Source organism: Nonlabens ulvanivorans (assembly GCF_000732625.1).
Taxonomy (GTDB): domain Bacteria; phylum Bacteroidota; class Bacteroidia; order Flavobacteriales; family Flavobacteriaceae; genus Nonlabens; species Nonlabens ulvanivorans.
The window spans coordinates 54052-75239 of sequence record NZ_JPJI01000032.1 but is presented as its reverse complement, the minus strand read 5'-3'; the positions used below and the strand labels follow the sequence as shown (position 1 = coordinate 75239).

Genomic DNA, 21188 nt, shown 5'->3' with positions numbered 1-21188 from the left:
ATCGTGCCACTTTACATTGCACAATGTATAACAAGAGATTGATATGCTATCGCTAATTTACTTAATTTTAACCTCGATAAAAATTTTATGGAAAACATTAAAAAACCACTTATTCTCGTTACTAATGATGATGGTATCACAGCTCCAGGAATAAGAATGCTAATTGAAATAGCTAGAGAATTAGGTGAGGTTGTTGTAGTAGCACCGGACAGTCCTCAAAGCGCAATGGGTCATGCAATAACGATTAATAATACTTTACATGTAAAAGAATTTAAAGAGCATAGTCATGATCATAAGGAATACACAACGAGCGGTACGCCTGTTGATTGTGTAAAAATGGCTAGCCACGAGATTTTAGATAGAAAACCAGATTTGTGCCTTAGTGGTATTAACCATGGAAGCAACAGTGCTATTAATGTTATATATAGCGGTACTATGAGTGCAGCGGTAGAAGCAGGTATTGAAGGTATACCAGCAATCGGTTTCTCACTTTGTGACTATGACCATGATGCAGATTTTGATGCTGCAAGACCATTTATTAAAACAATAATCGAAAATGTTATTCATAATGGAATGGCAAGAGGAGTGGTTTTTAATGTAAATATTCCTAAAGCAAAAAGAGAAGAAATAAAAGGAATAAAAATTTGTCGTCAGGCAAATGCTTATTGGGTAGAAGAATTTGATAAGCGCACGAATCCATATGGGAAGGATTATTACTGGCTTACCGGTAAATTTGTTAATGACGATAAAGGAGAAGATACAGATGAATGGGCACTAGCTCATAATTATATTTCTATCGTACCTACACAATATGATCTGACTGCACATCATTATATAAGCGAACTTAATACTTGGGATTTTGGTAATTAAAATTATAAAAGGTTTTCTATTAGGTCTTTTAGCAAATTTTATAGGTACATATCTATATGTATACTTCTTTGCTCCTTACAGTTTTGAAACAATGATGGAAAGCGCGGTAGAAAAGGGCTTTATGGGCGGACTTATAGGTCTGGGAGCAGTATTAAATCTGTTGCTGTTTTTCTTTTTCTTAACTACAAAAATTTATAAATTTAAAAAAGTAGCTCAGCCTTATGAAGCACGTGGTGTTTTAATGGCCACAATACTGGCAGCTCTAGCAGTTATGTACTTTGAATTCTAGAATATGAAATACTATATCATTGTAGGTGAGGCTAGTGGCGATTTGCACGGTTCTAATCTTATGAAATCTTTACGTCAGCAAGATCCAGATGCACAATTTAGGTTTTGGGGTGGTGATCTTATGGAAGCAGTAGGTGGCGAGCAGGTCATGCACTATAAAGAACGTGCAATAATGGGTTTTACTGAGGTGATTAGAAAACTGGGTACAGCTCTCAAAAACATCAAATATTGTAAAGAAGATATAGTGCGATACCAGCCGGATGAGCTCATATTTATGGATTATTCTGGATTCAATCTACGTATTGCAAAATGGGCAAAACCTCAAGGCTTTAATACACACTACTATATAAGTCCACAAGTATGGGCTTCTAGAGAAAGCCGTGTAAAAACCATTAAGGCAAATATCAATCACATGTATGTGATACTTCCTTTTGTAAAAGATTTTTACGAGCAAAAACATAATTATCCAGTCGATTTTGTAGGGCATCCTATCATAGATGCGATCGATCAACATCATCAAGTTAATCATGTTGAGTTTCTAAAAGAGTATCAGTTAGACGATAGACCATTAATAGCATTATTGCCAGGTAGTCGCAAGCAAGAAATTAGTAAAATGCTAGGTGTTATGTTACAAATGGTAGATCAGTATCCTGACTATCAATTTCTAATTGCAGGATCTCCTGGTCAGGAAGCAAGTTTTTATAAGCCATTTTTAAAAAAGAATGTTACCCTAGTGATGAATCGTACTTACGATATTTTAAGCCTTTGTCATGCTGCACTAGTGACCTCTGGTACGGCAACATTAGAAACAGCATTGTTTAAAGTACCTCAGGTAGTTTGTTATAAAGGCAGTTCTATCTCATATCGTATCGCAAAATTAATTATCAAACTAGATTATATCTCGCTAGTTAATTTAATTATGGATAAAATGGTCGTTACAGAGTTGATACAGAAAGATTTTAACGCTACAAACCTTAAGAAGGAGCTTGATATGATACTTAATCCCACACAGCGCAATCGCATTTTTGCTGACTATTATGAGCTCGAAAAGCGTCTAGGCGGCATAGGTGCCAGTGATAAAGTAGCTTCTTTAATTATTAAAAACTCACAGAAGTAGTATGATGATGTTGTTCTCGCTTTCGCGAAAGCGTATTTATAAAGTCAACTTAACAAAAATATTTGTTGTTAGTTTAACCAGCATGATGCTCTTAGGGACTTCATCTTGTAAGAGCTCTAAGCCTAGAATAGTTACCACAAAAAAAGAAGCAGCAAAACGTTATCCAGATAGAGTATACACTTCTTCTCGAGAGGTGAAAGCAGAGTCTGTAGAGAAACCCGTAGCTAGCACAGCGCCTTCTCGAGTAGATGATAAAAAGACAGCGCCAATACTGAAAGACGCTATTGAAACTGCGCTAAGTTATAAAGGTACAAAGTACAAATACGGTGGTAGTTCACGCAGTGGTATGGACTGTAGTGGTCTTATACATGTAAGTTTTAAAGAAGCAGGTAAATCGGTGCCTCGTACAAGTGCTAGTTTATATAATGCTGCTAGTACTATTGATTTTAAACAAGTGGAGAAAGGTGATTTATTATTCTTTGCTACAGGAAAAAACAAAACTAGAGTGAACCATGTAGGACTAGTAGTAAAAACGACACCTGCAGAAATTAGTTTTGTTCATTCTACCACCTCACGTGGTGTAATCGTTTCTACCATGAATGAAGGTTACTGGCTCAATGCCTATTTAAGTGCTGGTAGATTAGAGTAGGGCATTTCTTTATTTTCTGAAATTATTTTGTTAACTTCATATAATGAAGTGGTTAGGATATCCTATTTATAGGTTACTGTTAGCATATGTGATAGGATTGTTGATTGCGATGTATCTGCAAATTACTATAGATATTGCTTTTATAGTTCTATCCACATCTTTTCTTATCTTATGTTTTTCCATTTTTTTCAGTAGAACTAATACCGTATTCAAGGCGCTTTTTAGTTTTTCAGTAATATTTTTCCTTATTGCCTTAGGAGTGTTAAATATGGTAAGTAAGAGACCTATTAATCAGTCCCATCATTTTTCTAATCACACCATACACGGTAAGGAGCAAATGATTACGTTTCAATTAACGGATCAGTTAAATCCTAATGCTTACAATGATCGATTTTATGCGCGTATTAATGAAATCGATGGTAAAAATGTTACAGGTAAGGTCCTGGTCTTATTTAAAAAATCAGATAGTGTTGAATACAAAATAGGTCATAGACTTACTGTTTATGATGATATTAGTCAAGCTAGTGATGAGCGCAATCCAGGCGATTTTAATTATAAGGAGTATCTCGCTTTGATTGATGTCCATGGGCAGATTTATGTCGATGATGATCATATACTCAATGTCTACGTCGGTGAGAACGAATCGTGGATTATTGCTTTAAGAAATCAATTAATGAATTCTCTTGAAACATCAGGCTTACAAGATAAGCCACTAGGAATAATTCAGGCCTTGATATTAGGACAACGCAATAATGTGGAGTCATCAGTCACGCAAAGTTTTAGAGATGCTGGTGTTATCCATATACTTGCTTTAAGTGGTTTACACGTTGGTATTATCTTACTCATTTTGCGCTGGTTTACGAATTGGTTAAAAGTTGTAAAAAATGGTCGCTGGCTACAAAGTGCCGTTATAATAATATTGTTATGGATATTTGCTCTAATTACAGGCATGTCACCTTCTATAATGAGAGCGGTAACTATGTTCTCTTTTATTGCGATAGGTATGAATGTGAATCGTAAAACTTCCATTTTTCATAGCTTAGCACTATCTGCTTTTTTATTATTATTAATTAATCCTAAGCTACTATTTCACGTAGGTTTTCAATTGAGTTATACTGCAGTAATAGCTATCGTGCTAATCCAGCCTATTTTATACAATTTAATACAACCACGGTGGAAGGTGATTGATTACTTCTGGAAAATAGGCACTGTAACCATTGCTGCTCAAATAGGCGTTGCACCATTAAGCCTTTTTTATTTTCATCAGTTTCCAGGGCTGTTTCTTTTAGGTAATATGTTATTACTTCCTGTATTGCCATTAATAATAGGGCTCTCAATTCTATTATTAGCATCTTTGTGGTCAGGTATTCCGTCTTATTGGTTAGTTGAAATACTTAATTTAAGCTTGGATTGGATTGTAACTATCATTGAAAAAATTAGCTCTCAAGATCAGTTTATTATTAAAGGAATACATCTTGATCTCATAGAGCTTATTTTGATTTACATATTTATGATAAGTAGTGCGTTGTTTTTCTATCGTTCTGTAAGAAAAAGTAGGAGAGAACGAGTGCTCATTAAAGAACCAGGTTATAATTTACATATAGCTATAATTAGTATTATATGCTTTATAGGGTTTCAGTCTTTCAAAAAGTTGAAAACCGAAGACTCTAAGGTGGTAGTAATGCATCAAGCATCTGGTAGTGTAATAAGTATCAGTAATCGTGAAGAGGTTTTACTACTAGTTGATTTTCACGCTATGGATTCAACTAGGTCCATGGCAGCTCTAGATCGTATTAAATCTTCTTCATTACATAGAAATAAAATTATAACTATTGATTCTTTAAGTAATAAAGTGAAGTTTAATGATACAGAAGTAGTTGTTTTAGATGAATCTGGTGTGATATTAAAAAGCGCCGAAACCCCAATTTTACTTTTGTCTCACTCTCCAAAAATACATTTAGATAAAATAATAACTGCCTTAAGACCGCAAATAATTATTGCAGATGGTTCTAATTATAGAACTTATGTAAACCGTTGGAGGTTAACTAGTGAAAAAAGGAATATTACATTTTTAAGTACTTATGAAGAAGGTGCTATTAATTTGTGTCACCTTGAAGTTCATAAACAAAATTAGCTTGGTAATCCGACCACTTTTGACCGGTGTTTATTGATTTATACGTTTCATCTGCCAGCATGGTAATGTAGATCTCTAGTTTTTTAGGTCCCATTTTTCCTGGTACTGGATTGATAATACGTCCGGTTTCATCAAAGAAAACTAATGTAGGATATTCAAAAATGCGCATAAATCCTGCAAATTCATGTTGTGAACGTTCGTTACGTTGTTTCATCGGGTTACCATAAGTAGCCCCTTTATAGTTGATCACTTCTGTACCTTCTGCGTCGAATTTTACTGGGTAATAATTTTCATTAATAAAGGCAGCAATTTCTGGTTTGTCAAAGGCATATTTATCCATCCACTTACAGTTGGTACACCATTCTGTATATGCTTTTAATAAAATCTTTCTAGGTTCTTTCTTTTGAGCTGCAAGCGCTTCATCCATGGTCATCCAGTTCACTTGTGCGGTAGCAAATGAACCTATTAATAACATCATTACAAACATCCATTTCATAGGTATCCTTCTTTTGAAAATTCAAGGTAACAAAAAACGCACCACTATGGTGCGTTTTTTATAAAATATTAGGAAGATGTGGTTATCTGATTCCGTGCATCATTTTTACCAATAGTCTACTAAGTGCCAGCATTATAAAACCAGCAGCAATAGGAATGATGGTAAATATCATAAAGAATGTAGCCATACCATAATCTTCAACAATAGGATCAATATATCGACCTGTTAGTCCAGCTGCTGTATTTGCAATAAAGTTTGCAACAAACCATATACCGAACATTAACCCGACTAGTTTTCCTGGTGATAGTTTACTCACATAGGATAATCCTACAGGAGAAACACATAGTTCACCTAGTGTATGGAACAAATATGCTAGTATTAAGAAAATCATGCTTACCGATGCCGTTTTTGCTCCTAACGGAATTCCCATAGAACCAAATGCCAAAATTCCGAAACCAATACCTAGTAGAATTAGTCCGATAGCAAATTTTACGGGTCCAGAAGGATTTAATTTACTTTCCCAAATTTTAGAAAAAATAGGTGCAAATGCAATGATGAAGAATGAGTTTAAAATTCCAAACCATGAAGCAGGAACTTCAGGAGCAGGATCAGTGAATTGACGATATAACATCCATATTACAATTGCCCAAATGATAACAAAACTTAAACCTAGTAATATGTTGGATAAAGCAAACTTTACATATGTCTGTTTGAATAACATACCTAATACCCATGTGATAATTATCATAGGTATTACTGTTAATAGTGTATTGAAAATCTTAAATATTAATGCACCATCACCTTCTAATACACGATCTGTATAGTCTGCAGCAAAAATAGTCATAGATCCACCAGCTTGCTCAAAAGCCCACCAGAAAAAGATGGTAAAGAATGCTAGTACACCAATTACAATTAGTCGATCTGATACAACTTTAGAGCTTTTAGCTTCTTCTATAGTGTCTTCAATGGCGTCTTCAGTTTCTTCTAAGGCGTCTTCCATCGCATCATCAAAATCTTCAGCGCCTTTAGGAGATAATCCTATTTTACCAAAAATTTCTTGAGCAAAATAGAATTGCAACATTCCGACAAACATAAATATTCCAGCTAGTCCAAAACCATAGTGCCATCCAACAGATTCACCTATGTAGCCACAAAGTAAAATACCCAAGAAAGCACCAGCATTAATCCCCATATAGAATATCGTGTATCCAGCATCTTTCTCTTTGTCTTCTGTTTTGTATAATTTACCGACCATCGATGAAATGTTCGGTTTAAACATTCCATTACCTATGATAAGAAGAACGAGACCTAAATAAAAGAAAGTTCCTGTAAGTCCTTCAAGTGCCATAGAGGCATGGCCTAAAGTCATTAATAAAGCCCCTATAACAACGGCTTTTCTATAGCCTGTAATCTTATCTGCTATTAATCCACCAAAAATTGGAGTTACATAAACAAGACCTGTATAAAAAGCATACAAAGTCAACGCGTCAGCTCTATCCCAGCCCCAACCTTCGTCAAAGACTGATGCGACTAAGAAAAGAACAAGTAATGCTCTCATTCCATAATAAGAGAATCGTTCCCACATTTCAGTAAAGAAAAGAACAAACAATCCTGATGGATGTCCTAGAACTGTTTTTTGGTTCGTAAGTGAACCACCAAATTTATATTCCATTTGATTATTAATTAAGATTAGTGTTATTAAAGGTTATTATGAATAAAGTTTGTCATCTTGTTAAATAAATGGATGCGTGTATTGCCTCCATAAATTCCATGGTTTTTATCTGGGTAAATCGCCCAGTCAAATTGTTTGTTAGCCTGTACAAGAGCTTCAACCATGCGCATGGTGTTTTGTACATGTACATTATCATCTGCACTACCATGTATAAGTAGGTACTTACCTTTGAGCTTATCTACATGACTCATCGGGCTATTATTATCGTATCCACTTGCATTTTCTTGTGGTGTTGTCATATAACGTTCTGTATAAATGCTATCATAAAACCTCCAAGATGTAACCGGAGCAACTGCGATAGCAGTGCTAAAAGTATCATTACCTTGAAGAATACAGTTAGAACTCATAAATCCACCATAAGACCAACCCCAAATTCCTATTCTAGAACTGTCGATATAATCCATTGCGCCCATTTTTTTAGCTACCGCAATTTGATCTTCAACTTCATATTTACCTAACTCTTTTTGAGTCACTTTTTTAAAGTCGGCTCCTTTGTAGCCGGTACCTCGACCATCTACACATATTACTATATAACCGTCATTTGCTAGCATACTGTGCCAGTAATCATTTGCACCATACCAGCGATTGGCCACTTGTTGTGATCCAGGACCACTATATTGAAACATTAATAAAGGGTATTTCTTGCTAGGGTCAAAATTTGCAGGCTTCATAGTCCACATGTTCAAATCATTCCCGTTAATGTTGATTGTAGAAAACTCTTTTTGAGCAAACTTGTAATTATCAAGTTTATCTAATAATGCATTGTTATTTTGAATTTCTCGAACCTGCTCGCCTTTTTTAGAAGTATGTAAAGTATACATAGGTGGAGTAGTAGCGCTCGAGTAAGTATTAATGAAATAACTGAAATCACTACTAAAAGAAGCACTGTTCGAACCTATTTGGTTCGACAACTTCGACTTTTTCTTACCTTTTAAAGAAATAGAATAAATTCCGCGATTAATACTTCCGTCTTCTGTACTTTGGTAAAAAATGCGCTTGTTTTTAGCATCATAACCGTAATAAGAAGTGACATCCCAATTACCCGTTGTGATTTGTTTTTTTTCATTTCCATTAGCATCATAGTGATAGATATGTCTCCAGTTGTCTTTTTCGCTGGTCCATAAAAAACTACCATCTTCTAGGAACGTTAAGTCATCAGTAACATCTACATAAGCTTTATCTTTTTCTGTGAATGCAATGCTGGCATTACCCGATTGGTCTACATAATAAAAGTCTAGTACATCTTGATGTCTATTCAATACTTGCGCCGCAAGTTTACCATTAGGCGAGTAATTAATTCTTGCAATGTAAAATTCTTCATTGCGATTTAAGTTAATTTTATTACGCTTTCGCGAAAGCAGATCATATACATGCAATCCTACTACGGCATTCTTTTCACCAGCTTTAGGGTATTTAAAAACGTCTTGTTTTTGATATAGTCCGTTACCATAAACATCCATAGAAAATTCTGGAACATCACTCTCGTCAAACGAGATAAAAGCGATTTGCTTACTGTCTGGACTCCATTGGTAAGCACGTACTATGGCAAATTCTTCTTCATAAACCCAATCAGAAACACCATTGATGAGTTTGTTGTCTATACCATCAGTAGTTACTTGAGTAGTTTTTCCTGAGGCTAAATCTTTGTAATAAATATTGTTCTCAAACACATAAGCCACTTTTTTACCATCTGGAGAAAGTGCCGGACTGCGCACCAACTCTTCACTAACGAGCGTCAATTCTTTAGAGTTCATGTCATAAACATGTACTTTATCATGTGAACTGTATCTAAAAATAGGTTGACTTTCTGAAACGATAAGCATTTGAGATTCATCATCACTTAAAGTGTAAGAACGAATCGGTAATTTAAGATCTGTACTGCTTACTAACGTACCTGTTTTTTCACCAGTCGCATAACTATATTTATCTATGGTTTGTGTACGATCGCGATTATAATTCAGGACAATGTACTCTTTTCCATTGTTTAAAGATTCCAAAGATTGTAAACCAGCCGTACGGAATTGACCTGTGTAAATATCTTCTACAGTAATGTTTTGCTGTGCAATCATCACTGAACTGGTCAATAAAAATAGGGCAGCAAAAAGTGTTTTCTTAATCATGTAATTGCAAAATGGGTTAAAGTATCAAGTATACAGAAAAAATCGCAAAAATCCCGCCGATTATTGCATTATCCTTAAACTAGGATTAACGCTTGTAATTGTATCTTTGTCTCTTAAATTTTTTTCAATGGATGCACCCGTAATCGGTTTTTCAAAACTCTCTAAAACAGAAAAAGTTAACTGGCTAGTAGATACTTATTTTGATGGTGATATCATAGCACATGATACGATAACACGTTACTGGAATCAGGACCAAAAACTACAAGAATTACATGATGGTTTTAGTGAGAATACGATTACTAATTACTATTTGCCGTTTGGACTAGCTCCTAATTTTTTAATTGATGGGAAATTGGTGACCATTCCCATGGCGATAGAGGAAAGTTCTGTGGTGGCTGCAGCAAGTAAAGCAGCTAAGTTTTGGTTAGAACGTGGAGGATTTAAAACTACTATAAAGTCGACGATAAAATCTGGTCAAGTGCATATTATGTACAAAGGTTTACATGGTGAGATGGATGCGTTTTACGCTTTCGCGAAAGCGGACTTACTACAATCTATCCAGTCCATAAATGCCAGTATGAAAAAACGCGGCGGTGGATTATTAGACGTACAATTGATAAACAAGACTGATGTGCTATCTGGTTATTATCAACTGCATGCTACTTTTGAAACAAAGGATGCGATGGGTGCAAATTTCATCAATACTACACTGGAGCAGCTAGCAAACACGCTAAGAGAAAAAGCAAATGAGTTTCAAGGGTTCTCACTGGGAATACCTGAAGTAATTATGAGTATATTAAGTAATTATGTGCCAGAATGTGTGGTGAATGTATCTGTATCGTGTAAAATTGATCAGATAGGAACAATTAATGGTGTGAGCGGTGCAGACTTTGCCCGTAAATTTACTCGTGCCGTAGATATCGCTACGGTAGAACCTTATCGAGCGGTAACTCACAATAAAGGGATTATGAATGGTATAGATGCTGTAGTGATCGCAACGGGTAATGATTTTAGAGCTGTTGAGGCAGGAGTGCATGCTTATGCGGCTAGAGATGGACAATATAGAAGTTTAACTAGAGCAAGAGTAGAAAACGATGTCTTTATTTTTGAAGCAGATTTTCCATTAGCCTTAGGTACGGTAGGTGGTCTCACATCGCTACATCCACTTTCTAAACTTGCCATGCAGATTCTAGAAAATCCAAGTGCGCAGGATTTAATGAAGGTAACTGCCGTTTGTGGACTAGCGCAAAACTTTGCCGCTTTACATTCACTTGTAACTACAGGAATACAGGCGGGACACATGAAAATGCATTTAGTGAATATGTTAGAACAAATAGGAGCAAGCGATGATGAAAAGTTATTGCTCAAAAAAGCTTTTCAAGATAAGACACCTAGTTTCTCAGGATTGCGAGAAATGCTAGCAGATATAAGAAAAAAATAAAGAGGTTATGGCTAATTCAAATGTCCTAGCTGATCGCTTGAGAGAAGTTTTTCTCAATGGAATGTGGATTGCCAATACTAATTATAAAGATCAGTTAATAAGTCTAGACTGGCATGTTGCAATTACTGAATTACATTCATTTAATACTATAGCCGCACTTGCTCAACATATTCACTATTATGTCGCTGGTGTTAAGAATGTATTTGCAAACGGTAGGTTAGAAATTAGTGATATATATAGTTTTGATTTTCCTGAAATCAAATCACAACAAGATTGGAATCTTTTTTTAAATCGGTTCTGGCAGGATTGTGAGGATCTAGCCTTGTATGTCGAGCGATTAACTGACGAGGAACTTAAAAAAGATTTTGTAGATCCTAAGTATGGTGATTTTTATAGAAATATCGATGCTATTATCGAGCATAGTTACTATCACTTGGGCCAAATAGTTTTAATTAAAAAAGCGCTAATCGATTAATAAGTATCAATAGTATTGCACTTTAAAGAAAACACAACGACAAATAAAAACAATTGAATAAAGAAGTCATCAAAAAGAAATATAGCGCTCATGGTAAATTCCTTATCACAGGTGAATATGTCGTGCTCGATAACGTGTCTGCGCTAGCGATGCCTTTGAAGTTAAATCAGTATCTTACTATTAATTCTAGAAATGATGGTCAGTTCGCTTGGAAAAGCTACGACCATGATGGTAGTTTGTGGTTTGAAGCTACACTTGATTTAAATGTTTTGAAAAATCTAGACACTTTTAAATCTGATAATGCGGTTACAGTTAAACTTGTTGAGATTTTAAGAAAAGCAATTGAGTTGCATCCTCAAGCGCTGGATAAAATGGCTGATGGATTCAATGCAATCACGACATTAGATTTTAATCGAAAATACGGTATGGGAACTAGTTCTACATTAATTTCCCTTATAGCGCAATGGCTAGAATGTGATGCCTATATGTTACAGTTTGCTTGTTTCGGTGGTAGTGGATATGATATAGCTTGTGCTACTGAAAATAATAGACTGATCTATAATTATAATAACGGGCAACCAATTGTTGAACCATTTGATTGGAATCCCACTATAATGGAGTCTATTTTCTTTGTGTATCTCAACAGAAAACAAAATAGTAGAGACTCTATAGCACGTTTTGATAATTCATTAATTACGGATGAATTAAGGAAGGAATTGGATGAAATGCCACAAAGATTTAAGGATGCCTCTAATGATCTAGCTTACTTTAATGAGGTTGTCAATAGACACGAAGCTATCATTTCTAGTTTAATAGGATTAGAGTCAGTAAAGCAAAAGCTTTTTCCAGATTATACACAAGCCATAAAAAGTTTAGGTGGTTGGGGTGGCGATTTTATAATGTGCACTGGTGATATTGAAGAACGAGCTTATTTTAAATCTAAAGGATTTGAAATTGTTCTGGAATGGGATGATGTTGTTTCAGGAAATTGAAACTCAAATAAACTTAAGCTTGAGGCCTAGAGAATTGAAATGATTTTATAATATCTCGCCTTTTGCTTTGATAAGTAGTATATTTTTAAGGTTAAAAACACTTATCTATGAAAGCCATAAAGAAACTGCTGTTCTTACTTCTATTAAGTTATTCAGTTTTATTACATGCTCAAATCGAGTATCAGATAATAGATAACCAGTCTAAAGAGCCGATTTCAAATGTCCTAGTTTATTATGGGGATAATAGTATTTACTCAAATGTTGACGGTTTATTTTTTTTACCTGAAGAGTTAAAAGATGGGGAATTATATCTAGATGGTCTAGGTTATGAGGTCTTAAAAATAAAAGTGTCTGATATAGATGATTATCAGATTATTTTGATGAAAAAAGATCAGTTTCTAGATGCAGTCGTACTTAAAGGTGAACCTATAAAGACTAAGAAACTTAAGCAACCACCATCTAGAAAGAAACATTGGTTAGATGGTATACCGCATTATCACGGGCAAGAATATGGGTTGTTTCTTATCAAGGAGAATGATAGAACTGATGTGAGGTTAACCCAATTAACAGTGCCAATTATTAAGAAAAATGCTGATTGGGAACAATCAAATGAATTGATGAAGAAAAAACCTGGCAAGAAATGGTATCCTGTTAAAAGTAAAAGACTTGAAACTAATTTTTTGTTTCGCGTTCAATTTTATGAAATGCTTTCCGATTCTTCATTTGTAAAATTGAATTATCCTACTAAAGATTTTATAGTTTCAGGTAAGAAATTTAAGTATGAGTTGAATTACTCAAATGAGGAAATAGTATTTCCAGATAATGGTATTCTTGTGAGTATATTGAATATGGGTCCTTGTGACGAAAATGGTGATATGCTTGCTATTCCTAGGTTTAAATATTTAGAACATAATGGAGATACCATTAAGACGATTAACAATATATATGATGTACCTTTAATTGCACTACATCCAAAAAAGAAGAATGAGTCTATTGATTATTTTCATTCTAGGTATTCTGATAAGGCTGAATGGAGAGAAGTATCGGAAAGACAATATCCCAGAACGATTGGTGGACCGATGAAACAATTAGGGTTAGGATACGAGTTAGAGATGTTTTATTATTAATATAAAATGGAATGAGTTATCAATAAAAAAAGCCACTCAAAGAGTGGCTTTTTTTAATATGCTGTAATCTGCTTTCTAGTAAAAAGTAGATCTATTATCTGTAATCTCTATAGACTTTTTAAGAGCCTCTACTAACTTAGATGTAGCCTGGTTTGCAGTACGATTAGCAACCTCATTAGCATCTGCTTTATAGCTTCCTAGATCTGGTGCGTTTTCAATTGCTGTTACTTTAACAACAAATACACCTTTTTCACCAGCAATAGGTTTTGAAGTTTCTCCTTCGGCAAGACCAAATGCAGTACCTACTACTTTTGGCTCTTCACCAACTCCTGGTATTGTAGGTGATTTACGATTGACAGCAGTTGCTGCTCTAGCATTTAAGCCTTGTGCAGATGCGATGTCATTGACTTCAGTAGCTGTAATTTGATCCATGATCATTTTTGCCTTCTTCTTGTTACGTAGGATAGGAGTAACAGTTGCGCTAGCTTCTTCAGCAGACATAAGTCCTGCTTCAGCTTTTCTAGTCAATTGCACGATTACATATCCTTCAGGAGTTTCAAAACGTTCTGTATCACCTATGTCTGTTCCTTCTTTAAAAGCCCATTGAACTACAGAACGGTTTCTCTGTAAGCCTGGTAAATTCTCATCCATTGCTTTTAAGTTTTTTACAGGCTTTACATCCAGTGTGAATTCTTTAGCAACTTCTGTAAAATCTTTTTCAGCAGCACCTTGTTGGAATTTTTGAGCATCAGTAAATAATTGCTTTCCAGTCGCTTTAGAAGCTTCTACTTTCTTTGCAATAGTCGCTATTTTAACAGCTTCAGTTGGTGCTTTAGTGTCTTGTATATGGATAATGTGGTAACCGAAAGAGCTTTCTGATATACCTACAGAACCTTTATCATTTTCAAAAAGAAATTTTGTGAATCCAGGCGCAAAGTTTCTAGCATTTCCAGAGTAAACTACCCAACCTATGTCTTCACCTTTAGCTACTTCAGTATTCTCGTTAAAGTAGTCCCACTTAGCATTAAATTTACTATTACTTTGACCTATTGTTGCAAAAATACTGTCTGCTACCTTTTTTGCATCTTCTTTTGATCGTGTAGAAGCTGAGCGCGTTGCACCAGCATATGCGACAAGAATGTGTTTAGTTTGAACACTATCCATGATTGTTTTCTTGTCTTCAAGACGTGATATTTTCATGTATTCACCATCCTCATAAGGACCATAAGTAGATCCTTCTTCTAAAGCAGCTATAGCTTTTGCAGTTGCTGGTAACTTAGAAGTTAATAAATAAGAGCCGTCATATGGTAGGTCAGATTGAGAATTTACAAACGTTTCTACGTCTTCCACAGTGTTAAGACCTTGGTATGTTTCGGTTCTGTTGGTATTTTCACTAAACTCTTCATAAGAGCTTAATAGCTTAGTCATATCAGATTTCATGGCTGCTTTATCTGCCTCAGAAGCTTTGTCTTCAAATACTACATATTGAATGTCGCGTTGTGCTTCAGACTTAAACTTAGATTCGTTCTTTGCGATATAAGAAGATATCTCAGATTTTGAAATTTCTACTTCTGAATCTGCAATGCTGGTGTAAGGTATGTTTACAAAAGTAAAGCTACGATTATCATTTGCCAGGCGATATTCCATTTCTCCTGCCGCCTGTGTACCAATAATACCAGATTTTAAAAGATTAAAGAATTGAGTTTGCTTAGCCTGATCTGCTGCATTCTCAACATCCTGTAACCATAATTGATAACGTTCTGGTTGATTATTTTTTAAGTCTGCAACAAATGTGTTCATTTTAATTTCAGAGAACTGTCCGTTTTCATCTAAGAAAATAGGAGCATTTGCATACATACTTTTTACTTGATTCTTCACAGCCTCGTCAGATACTTCAATACCTGCTTCGTTGATTTGCATGTTTAAAACAGCATCTCTAACCTCTGCATCCCATACGCTATTTACTGCTTGAACGGTAGATGTACCAGCGCCACGTTGTTGCATTGTCGCCTCAACTCTACGAGCAAATGCTTCTCTGTCTAGCTCAGTACTTCCTACTGATCCTAATGAAGACGCTTTTGCAGCACCGTTAGAGGTCAGTAAACCTTGAATAATAAATGCAAATAATGCAAGAGCGATTACTAGAATAAGGATTAATCCTTGTGATCTGATTTTACCTAATATGGCCATCTTAAATGGGTTTAATTTTAAAGTGTCGGCGAAAATAGTGTTTTCCCTCTAATAATTAAAGCTTAAACGGTGCTTTATAGCAGTAAGTTGGGTGATAAATATGCTTTCGCGAAAGCGTATTCTCAAACGCGCGATAACTCCTTAACTTATTCCTTGTCTAAAATCTCTAATTCAACAAGGTCAATCTTGTTATTTGAGGTCTCAAGAATCGTGAATTTGTATTGTTCAATAGTGACGATGTCACCTTCTGTAGGGATACCTTCAGTTTCAAATACAATAAGTCCACCTAGTGTCTCGTATTGTTCGTTTTCTGGTAGGTCTAGTTTGTAGTTCTCATTGATGGTGTCTACCTCTAATCTAGCGCTGAATTTAAATTCTGTATCACTAATTTGAGTGTCGATTAGAGTATCAGAATCATGCTCATCTTCAATTTCACCAAAGAGCTCTTCAACAATATCTTCTACGGTTATTAATCCCGATGTACCACCGTATTCATCTAATACAATGGCGATGCTTTTACGTCGTTTCATTAATAGATTAAGAACGTCTTTTGCAAGCATAGTCTCTGGGACGTTTATAACACTGCGCACGATGCTGTTTAAATCATCTGGAGATTTAAATAAATCAAAACTGTGTACATATCCAGTAATGTCATCGATGGTTTCATGATGAATTAAAATTTTTGAAAGCCCAGTATTTACAAATTTTTTGTTCAGTTCTTTAATGTCAATATCTTGTTGCACTGAGATCATTTCTGTACGTGGCACCATTACTTCACGAGCTTTAACAGCAGAGAAGTCTAATGCGTTTTGAAATATCTGAATTTCAGTATCCACTTCATCCTGTTCTTGAGCGCTTTCCATTTGTTCGGTAATATAATTACCTAATTCAATTTTTGAAAATGATAACTGTATATTATCACCATTAGATTTAAAAAATATGCGCAGGAAAAAATCAGATATTTTTATACAAATCCAAGATATCGGAGTGAATAATAGGTAAAATATATAAGCTGGTAGCGCAAAGAATTTTAGTAATTCGTTAGAGTAAATTTGAAAAAATACTTTAGGAAGAAATTCAGCAGTTAGTAAGATGACTAAGGTGGAAATGATGGTTTGAACGACTAATTGTAAACTTTCTGTCAGTTCTAGGTGCGGTATAATAAGCTCTTCTGTAACTAGATCGCCCATGTATAATCCATAGACAACAAGCGCGATACTGTTGCCTATTAGCATGGAGATAATGAACTTTGATGGGTGAGCTGTAAGATTGCGCAAAACTCGACCTATGAAGTCTTCTTGACGTTTTTCTAGCTCTATGTGTATCTTATTAGAAGATACATATGCTATTTCCATACCTGAGAAAAAGGCGCTAAGAACTAGCATGGTGAATATAATCAGTACCGCTGTAAGCATTATTTTGAATCGCTGTTATTATTGCGATCATCAAATTTACTGATATATCTTCTCCTAAAGAAAAACATGAATAAAACTAATGCAGCCATTGCCCATAATACATAAGCCATGTTAGGATTTTCTTCAAGTTCATAAAAACCGCGAACTAAAAAGAATCCAGCAAAAATTAGATAAGCGTATTGGAAGTATTTAAAGAATTTTGTCATTTTTTCAAAGGTGTTCTGTAAAACTGGTCGTTATTATCTCGTACAGTTATTTTATTGTACTCCTCATCTGCGTCGAGCATGGTACCAGATGTTGATGCGTTTTTAAGTTGGGTAGAAAATGACTGATCAGTAAAAATCCACTTTGCAGTTTGATCCCAGTAAAGTTGTTCTCCGTGAAAAGTATTTCCGTCATGATTGACTATAGTTACATTTCCTTTCAAATCTACTAAATCTGATTCACTATACATAATAGCATAGTCTGCAGTTATATTGGTTTCTAGTACACTGTCTTTTTTATGTTCATAAACGACGACATGAATGCCGTCAGGGAACTCTGTGTAGGGATAAATATCGTTAGAGAAATCTAACATAGTTTCACCGCTCATTTTCACTTTAATTAATCCGCTATCAGTATGTTTAAGAAGCATTTCTTTTACTTCTCCCATAGGCTCATTAGATGCGATTTGCATCTTTTGAATAGCCTTTAAATTATCATCACAGGATAAAACACAAATCACGGCCATAGCCGTGATTGTAATTTTTAATAAGTGAATAAGTTGTTTCATTCTTAAGGTATTCTTACAGAATCTCCAACCCAACAGTTAAATCTAATAGTGTCACCAGAATTATAAGCTTTCTCCATGAAAATCTCAGATTTTTGTGGAGCTCTACCTCTGTAACTAGCTGCAGTCTTTGCTGCTGTAGATTTTAAACTTGCGTCTACACTTCCTGCTTTATCAGCATAACGTGCCGCTAGCCAATTCACAGCTCTTTTTTCAAATGGAGTAGTACCACAGCTGTTTGCACTGCTAGCAACTAGGTTTGCAATTCTTAAGAAAGGTAATCCAAAAGAAGGTTTTGCAGCATTAGAGGCAAGATATTCTTTCTTTGCACTACCATATTGACCTTTACCTTTAAAGATTTCAGCTTTCTTGTAGTGAATTCTTGATTTTGTATCATTATCAGCACCTAGTTCAATCGCTTGATCCCAGTATTGAAATTTTTCCGATTGAGTAGTTGCTATGTTTCCTAGTCCGTAAGCGGTCTTCCAACTAGGCTTTAATACATGTAAAGCTTTTACTGATCTTACATATAAAGGTGCATCCGTACAATCTTTACTTTGCAATCTTCTTAATACATTACCTAACCATTTCTCATCGCTTTGCTTTGAGTCAAAATCTTGCTCATATAATGGGATTAGTTTATCACAATCTGCTAATTGTCCTAGTGTACCATTAACACTTTTGTTAACTATGTTGTAGTTTTTCAAGTTTTTTTCTTGATTAACAATAGTTTTTTCTTCTTCATCAGTTAATGAACCTTCAGTTTCTTTTTTGTCAAGTAATTGTTGAATAACTGTAGAACGCTCATCTTGTACTTGTGCTATTCTTTCAGTTAAAGCATCATAAGTATCAAATAACTTCTGAAGATCTATTTTACTTGATTTGTATTCTTTCTCTGCTAACTTGAAGTAGGTAATCATTCCGTTAGGGTCTGTAAAGTTGTCTGGATCTTTTGTGAAAACATCTTCTAACATCATGTATTGATTAGACTGCTCACCAATTCCGTACTTATACATTTTACTAGCCATTTCAATCTTTTTCTTGCTAGTATTTACCTTATCACCAAATTTTGTAATTTGAGCGTTTAGCATATCAATTAACCCTTGAGCATTTGCTCCTTCATCACCTATTTTTTTTCTTAAACGGTGTTCATAAATTATTTCACCATATTGATAAATTGCTGCACTAGCATCTGGACAATTAGTTACTAAGTCTCCGAGTTGCTTATAGGCTTCGTCATAATTTTTTGCTTTTGCATTTTCTGCAAATATGCTCAACATGACATTACAGTCTCCTGCTTCTTGCGCTTTCGCGAAAGCGATACTGATAACAGCAACAAAAGTTAAAAATGTAGTTTTAAGGTTCATAATACTTAATTTATCGTTCTTAATTATATTTTCTTTTCTGGAACCATCTGTCATTTAAAGATAACCCTAGGGAAATGCTAAAGAAGTCTTCTTTAACTAAACCATTTGATGTAGTTCCTCTTTGACCGTATTCTAATCCAATATTAGCATTTGAAAAGGCTCTTGTTTGTCCTACAGGTATACCCATTCCAAAAGATATGCCAAACTCAGTTATGTCTTCTCCATTAAGCTGTAAGCCGGTTTCTTCAAACCGTATTCCTGCACGATAAGTTGCTCTTTTCCAGTAGCTTGAGATGCTGTTGTAATCAGGTATGAAATATCCTCCTAATTTATAAGAGGCAGCGTCTGTAAACGTTGCTGTAGCGGGAGCAAAGGATCTGTTTGTTGTACTGCTGGTGCCTTGTAATGTGTACTCTGCAGCAGCAAACCATTTTAATCGTTCTCCTATACCAATACCTAAAGAGATTTCGGAAGGTAATTTGAATTTTTCTCTAGGGATATCAAACTCTTCAGAATTGACGATGATTTCTGTTGACGGACCGGTTAATGATATTGTAGAGAGTGTTCTGTTGTTGTCACCTGTGATATCGCTTTCAGGAGAGTAGGTGGCGCTTGCTTGAAATTCATATTTATCGTTAAATGTACCATTGTAATGAAGCCCGAAATTATAAGAAACACCGCTAAAGTCTGTTTCATTAAGTTCATTGGTTCCATATTGTACATCTGCTAGAACTACACTTGAAGAATTTGTTTCTTGACCAAAATTATATCTTAGCTCTCCACCGACGTTAAAACCTTTAAAAGGTTTGTAACCAAAACCGAAATATGCTCTGTTAAGACTTCCTTCACCTTTGAAGTTTGTGTAAATATCCTCAGTTAAGGTTCCTAATTCATAGCCGACAGATTGAAAAGGCACCAGTCCAAATCCGAAAGCCGCTTTTTGGCTTACAGGAATACCGATGCTTACATACTCAATAGTAGTATTGTCATAAGTTTCGTTAGCCGTATTTGTTTCGGCCCATGTCTCAGTGTGAACAGCCCCAACTGTGTAGGTTGTAATTCTTAAATTACCGTAGGAAGCAGGATTTCGTAAGTTAACATGTATACTATCACTGTAGGTTCGAATTCCTCCCATACTGCGATTTTCAATTGTGCCTTTAAAGGTTTGTTGACCTAAACCAAAGAAGGAATAGGGAGATGAAGTACGCTGTTGTGCCATTCCTGTAAAGCAAGTACATGCCACTAAAACGATTAAAATACTTCTGATCATAAGTCTTTATTAAATTGATATAAATAATAGATGCCCTCGAGCATCAAAAAAGGCGTGGCAAAGAAACGGCTTTTTAGTTGAGTTGACAATAGTTGAGCGTCTCCACCGGTCATAAAAACTTTAATGTCTTTGTTTTTTTGTTCGTACTGTCTAATGCAGCCTTTTATTTCTTGTGCTAAACCATTAATAACACCACTGTGAATGCTTGTTGTGGTAGAATTGCCAATGAAGTTATCTATAGTTTGTGCAGTTAATAACGGAAGGTTTGCTGTAAAATTATGAAGTGATTCATAACGTAATCTTAAACCTGGTGAAATTGCACCGCCGTGATAGTTTAAATTCTTATCAATGTAGTCATAGGTCACGCAGGTCCCTGCGTCGATTATTAAGCAACTTTCTTCTTTTTCAATTCTCGAAATTGCTCCAGATACTAGTGCTATTCTGTCATTTCCTAAAGTTGTTGATTGATACAGATTTGTAAAAGGTAGTTTAATGTGGTTCTCAATCTTGAAAACAGACACTAGCTTTTCTAACTGTTTGATTTTGTCTAGATTGATTCTACCTACTTGGCATAGGGCTGCGTTTTTTATTTGCGGAAATTGTGTGATAACACTTTTACAGTCATTAATGAAATCGATCTCAGTTGTTCTCTGGTAAGAAATGATTTTATAGTTATCCGTTGCAGCGATTTTAATCGAAGTGTTGCCTATGTCTATAACTAATATCATATATATAA

At 35.1% G+C, this 21188-nt stretch carries 19 protein-coding genes; 9 read left to right on the top strand and 10 right to left on the bottom strand.

Annotated elements, in window-relative coordinates:
• Nucleotides 1–87: 87 nt before the first annotated feature.
• From surE to IL45_RS07525, 5 genes are read left to right on the top strand one after another with little or no spacing between them, the layout of a single operon-like run.
• Nucleotides 88–870, top strand: a complete 783-nt coding sequence (gene surE / locus IL45_RS07545; protein ID WP_036582334.1) for a 5'/3'-nucleotidase SurE — start codon at nucleotides 88–90, stop codon at nucleotides 868–870.
• On the top strand, nucleotides 860–1159 hold the full coding sequence (locus IL45_RS07540) for a hypothetical protein (RefSeq protein ID WP_051788698.1): 300 nt from the start codon (nucleotides 860–862) through the stop codon (nucleotides 1157–1159). Before surE ends, IL45_RS07540 begins: the two co-directional genes overlap by 11 nt.
• 3 nt (nucleotides 1160–1162) lie before the next feature.
• A complete protein-coding gene (lpxB, locus tag IL45_RS07535; RefSeq protein ID WP_036582330.1) occupies nucleotides 1163–2275 on the top strand; it encodes a lipid-A-disaccharide synthase in 1113 nt (370 codons plus the stop codon).
• Between the two features lies 1 nt (nucleotide 2276).
• Complete coding sequence (locus tag IL45_RS07530; protein ID WP_235183330.1) at nucleotides 2277–2924, top strand: C40 family peptidase; 648 nt, start codon at nucleotides 2277–2279, stop codon at nucleotides 2922–2924.
• Between the two features lie 43 nt (nucleotides 2925–2967).
• Nucleotides 2968–5058, top strand: coding sequence for a ComEC/Rec2 family competence protein (locus IL45_RS07525; protein ID WP_081866567.1), 2091 nt, complete (start codon nucleotides 2968–2970; stop codon nucleotides 5056–5058).
• On the opposite strand, the gene IL45_RS07520 is transcribed toward IL45_RS07525, so the two are convergent.
• The 3 genes from IL45_RS07520 to IL45_RS07510 form a co-directional block, all read right to left on the bottom strand.
• A complete protein-coding gene (locus tag IL45_RS07520) occupies nucleotides 5021–5554 on the bottom strand; it encodes a thioredoxin family protein (protein ID WP_036582325.1) in 534 nt (177 codons plus the stop codon). The two genes, IL45_RS07525 and IL45_RS07520, sit on opposite strands and share 38 nt — an antisense overlap.
• An 82-nt stretch (nucleotides 5555–5636) precedes the next feature.
• Entirely contained in the window at nucleotides 5637–7226 is a 1590-nt protein-coding gene (locus tag IL45_RS07515) for a peptide MFS transporter (protein ID WP_036582322.1), read from the bottom strand.
• A 26-nt stretch (nucleotides 7227–7252) separates the two neighbouring features.
• The gene (locus IL45_RS07510; protein WP_036582319.1) at nucleotides 7253–9406 is read right to left on the bottom strand and encodes a S9 family peptidase; all 2154 of its coding nucleotides are present in this window, start codon (nucleotides 9404–9406) and stop codon (nucleotides 7253–7255) included.
• A 127-nt stretch (nucleotides 9407–9533) separates the two neighbouring features.
• Between IL45_RS07510 and IL45_RS07505 the strand changes: the two genes are divergently transcribed.
• The 4 genes from IL45_RS07505 (at nucleotide 9534) to IL45_RS07490 (ending at nucleotide 13441) form a co-directional block, all read left to right on the top strand.
• On the top strand, nucleotides 9534–10847 hold the full coding sequence (locus IL45_RS07505) for a hydroxymethylglutaryl-CoA reductase, degradative (RefSeq protein WP_036582318.1): 1314 nt from the start codon (nucleotides 9534–9536) through the stop codon (nucleotides 10845–10847).
• A gap of 7 nt (nucleotides 10848–10854) precedes the next feature.
• Nucleotides 10855–11322 (top strand): hypothetical protein, encoded by a 468-nt coding sequence (locus tag IL45_RS07500; protein ID WP_036582317.1) that lies wholly within the window; start codon nucleotides 10855–10857, stop codon nucleotides 11320–11322.
• A gap of 53 nt (nucleotides 11323–11375) precedes the next feature.
• On the top strand, nucleotides 11376–12314 hold the full coding sequence (locus tag IL45_RS07495; protein WP_036582315.1) for a GYDIA family GHMP kinase: 939 nt from the start codon (nucleotides 11376–11378) through the stop codon (nucleotides 12312–12314).
• 107 nt (nucleotides 12315–12421) lie between these two features.
• Complete coding sequence (locus IL45_RS07490; protein ID WP_036582313.1) at nucleotides 12422–13441, top strand: hypothetical protein; 1020 nt, start codon at nucleotides 12422–12424, stop codon at nucleotides 13439–13441.
• Nucleotides 13442–13516: 75 nt separating this feature from the next.
• On the opposite strand, the gene IL45_RS07485 is transcribed toward IL45_RS07490, so the two are convergent.
• From IL45_RS07485 to IL45_RS07455, 7 genes are all read right to left on the bottom strand, one after another.
• Nucleotides 13517–15631, bottom strand: coding sequence for a peptidylprolyl isomerase (locus IL45_RS07485; RefSeq protein ID WP_036582311.1), 2115 nt, complete (start codon nucleotides 15629–15631; stop codon nucleotides 13517–13519).
• 146 nt (nucleotides 15632–15777) lie between these two features.
• Nucleotides 15778–17046, bottom strand: a complete 1269-nt coding sequence (locus IL45_RS07480) for a hemolysin family protein (protein WP_036582308.1) — start codon at nucleotides 17044–17046, stop codon at nucleotides 15778–15780.
• The gene (locus tag IL45_RS07475) at nucleotides 17046–17252 is read right to left on the bottom strand and encodes a hypothetical protein (protein WP_036582306.1); all 207 of its coding nucleotides are present in this window, start codon (nucleotides 17250–17252) and stop codon (nucleotides 17046–17048) included. The genes IL45_RS07480 and IL45_RS07475 overlap by 1 nt, the downstream gene beginning before the upstream one ends.
• Entirely contained in the window at nucleotides 17249–17818 is a 570-nt protein-coding gene (lptC, locus tag IL45_RS07470) for an LPS export ABC transporter periplasmic protein LptC (protein ID WP_042295982.1), read from the bottom strand. Before lptC ends, IL45_RS07475 begins: the two co-directional genes overlap by 4 nt.
• Before the next feature lie 2 nt (nucleotides 17819–17820).
• Entirely contained in the window at nucleotides 17821–19182 is a 1362-nt protein-coding gene (locus tag IL45_RS07465) for a hypothetical protein (protein WP_036585188.1), read from the bottom strand.
• A 19-nt stretch (nucleotides 19183–19201) separates the two neighbouring features.
• Nucleotides 19202–20452: a hypothetical protein gene (locus IL45_RS07460; RefSeq protein WP_036582304.1), complete on the bottom strand. Its 1251-nt coding sequence runs from the start codon at nucleotides 20450–20452 to the stop codon at nucleotides 19202–19204.
• A complete protein-coding gene (locus tag IL45_RS07455) occupies nucleotides 20449–21180 on the bottom strand; it encodes a type III pantothenate kinase (protein ID WP_036582301.1) in 732 nt (243 codons plus the stop codon). The genes IL45_RS07460 and IL45_RS07455 overlap by 4 nt, the downstream gene beginning before the upstream one ends.
• Nucleotides 21181–21188 lie beyond the last annotated feature (8 nt).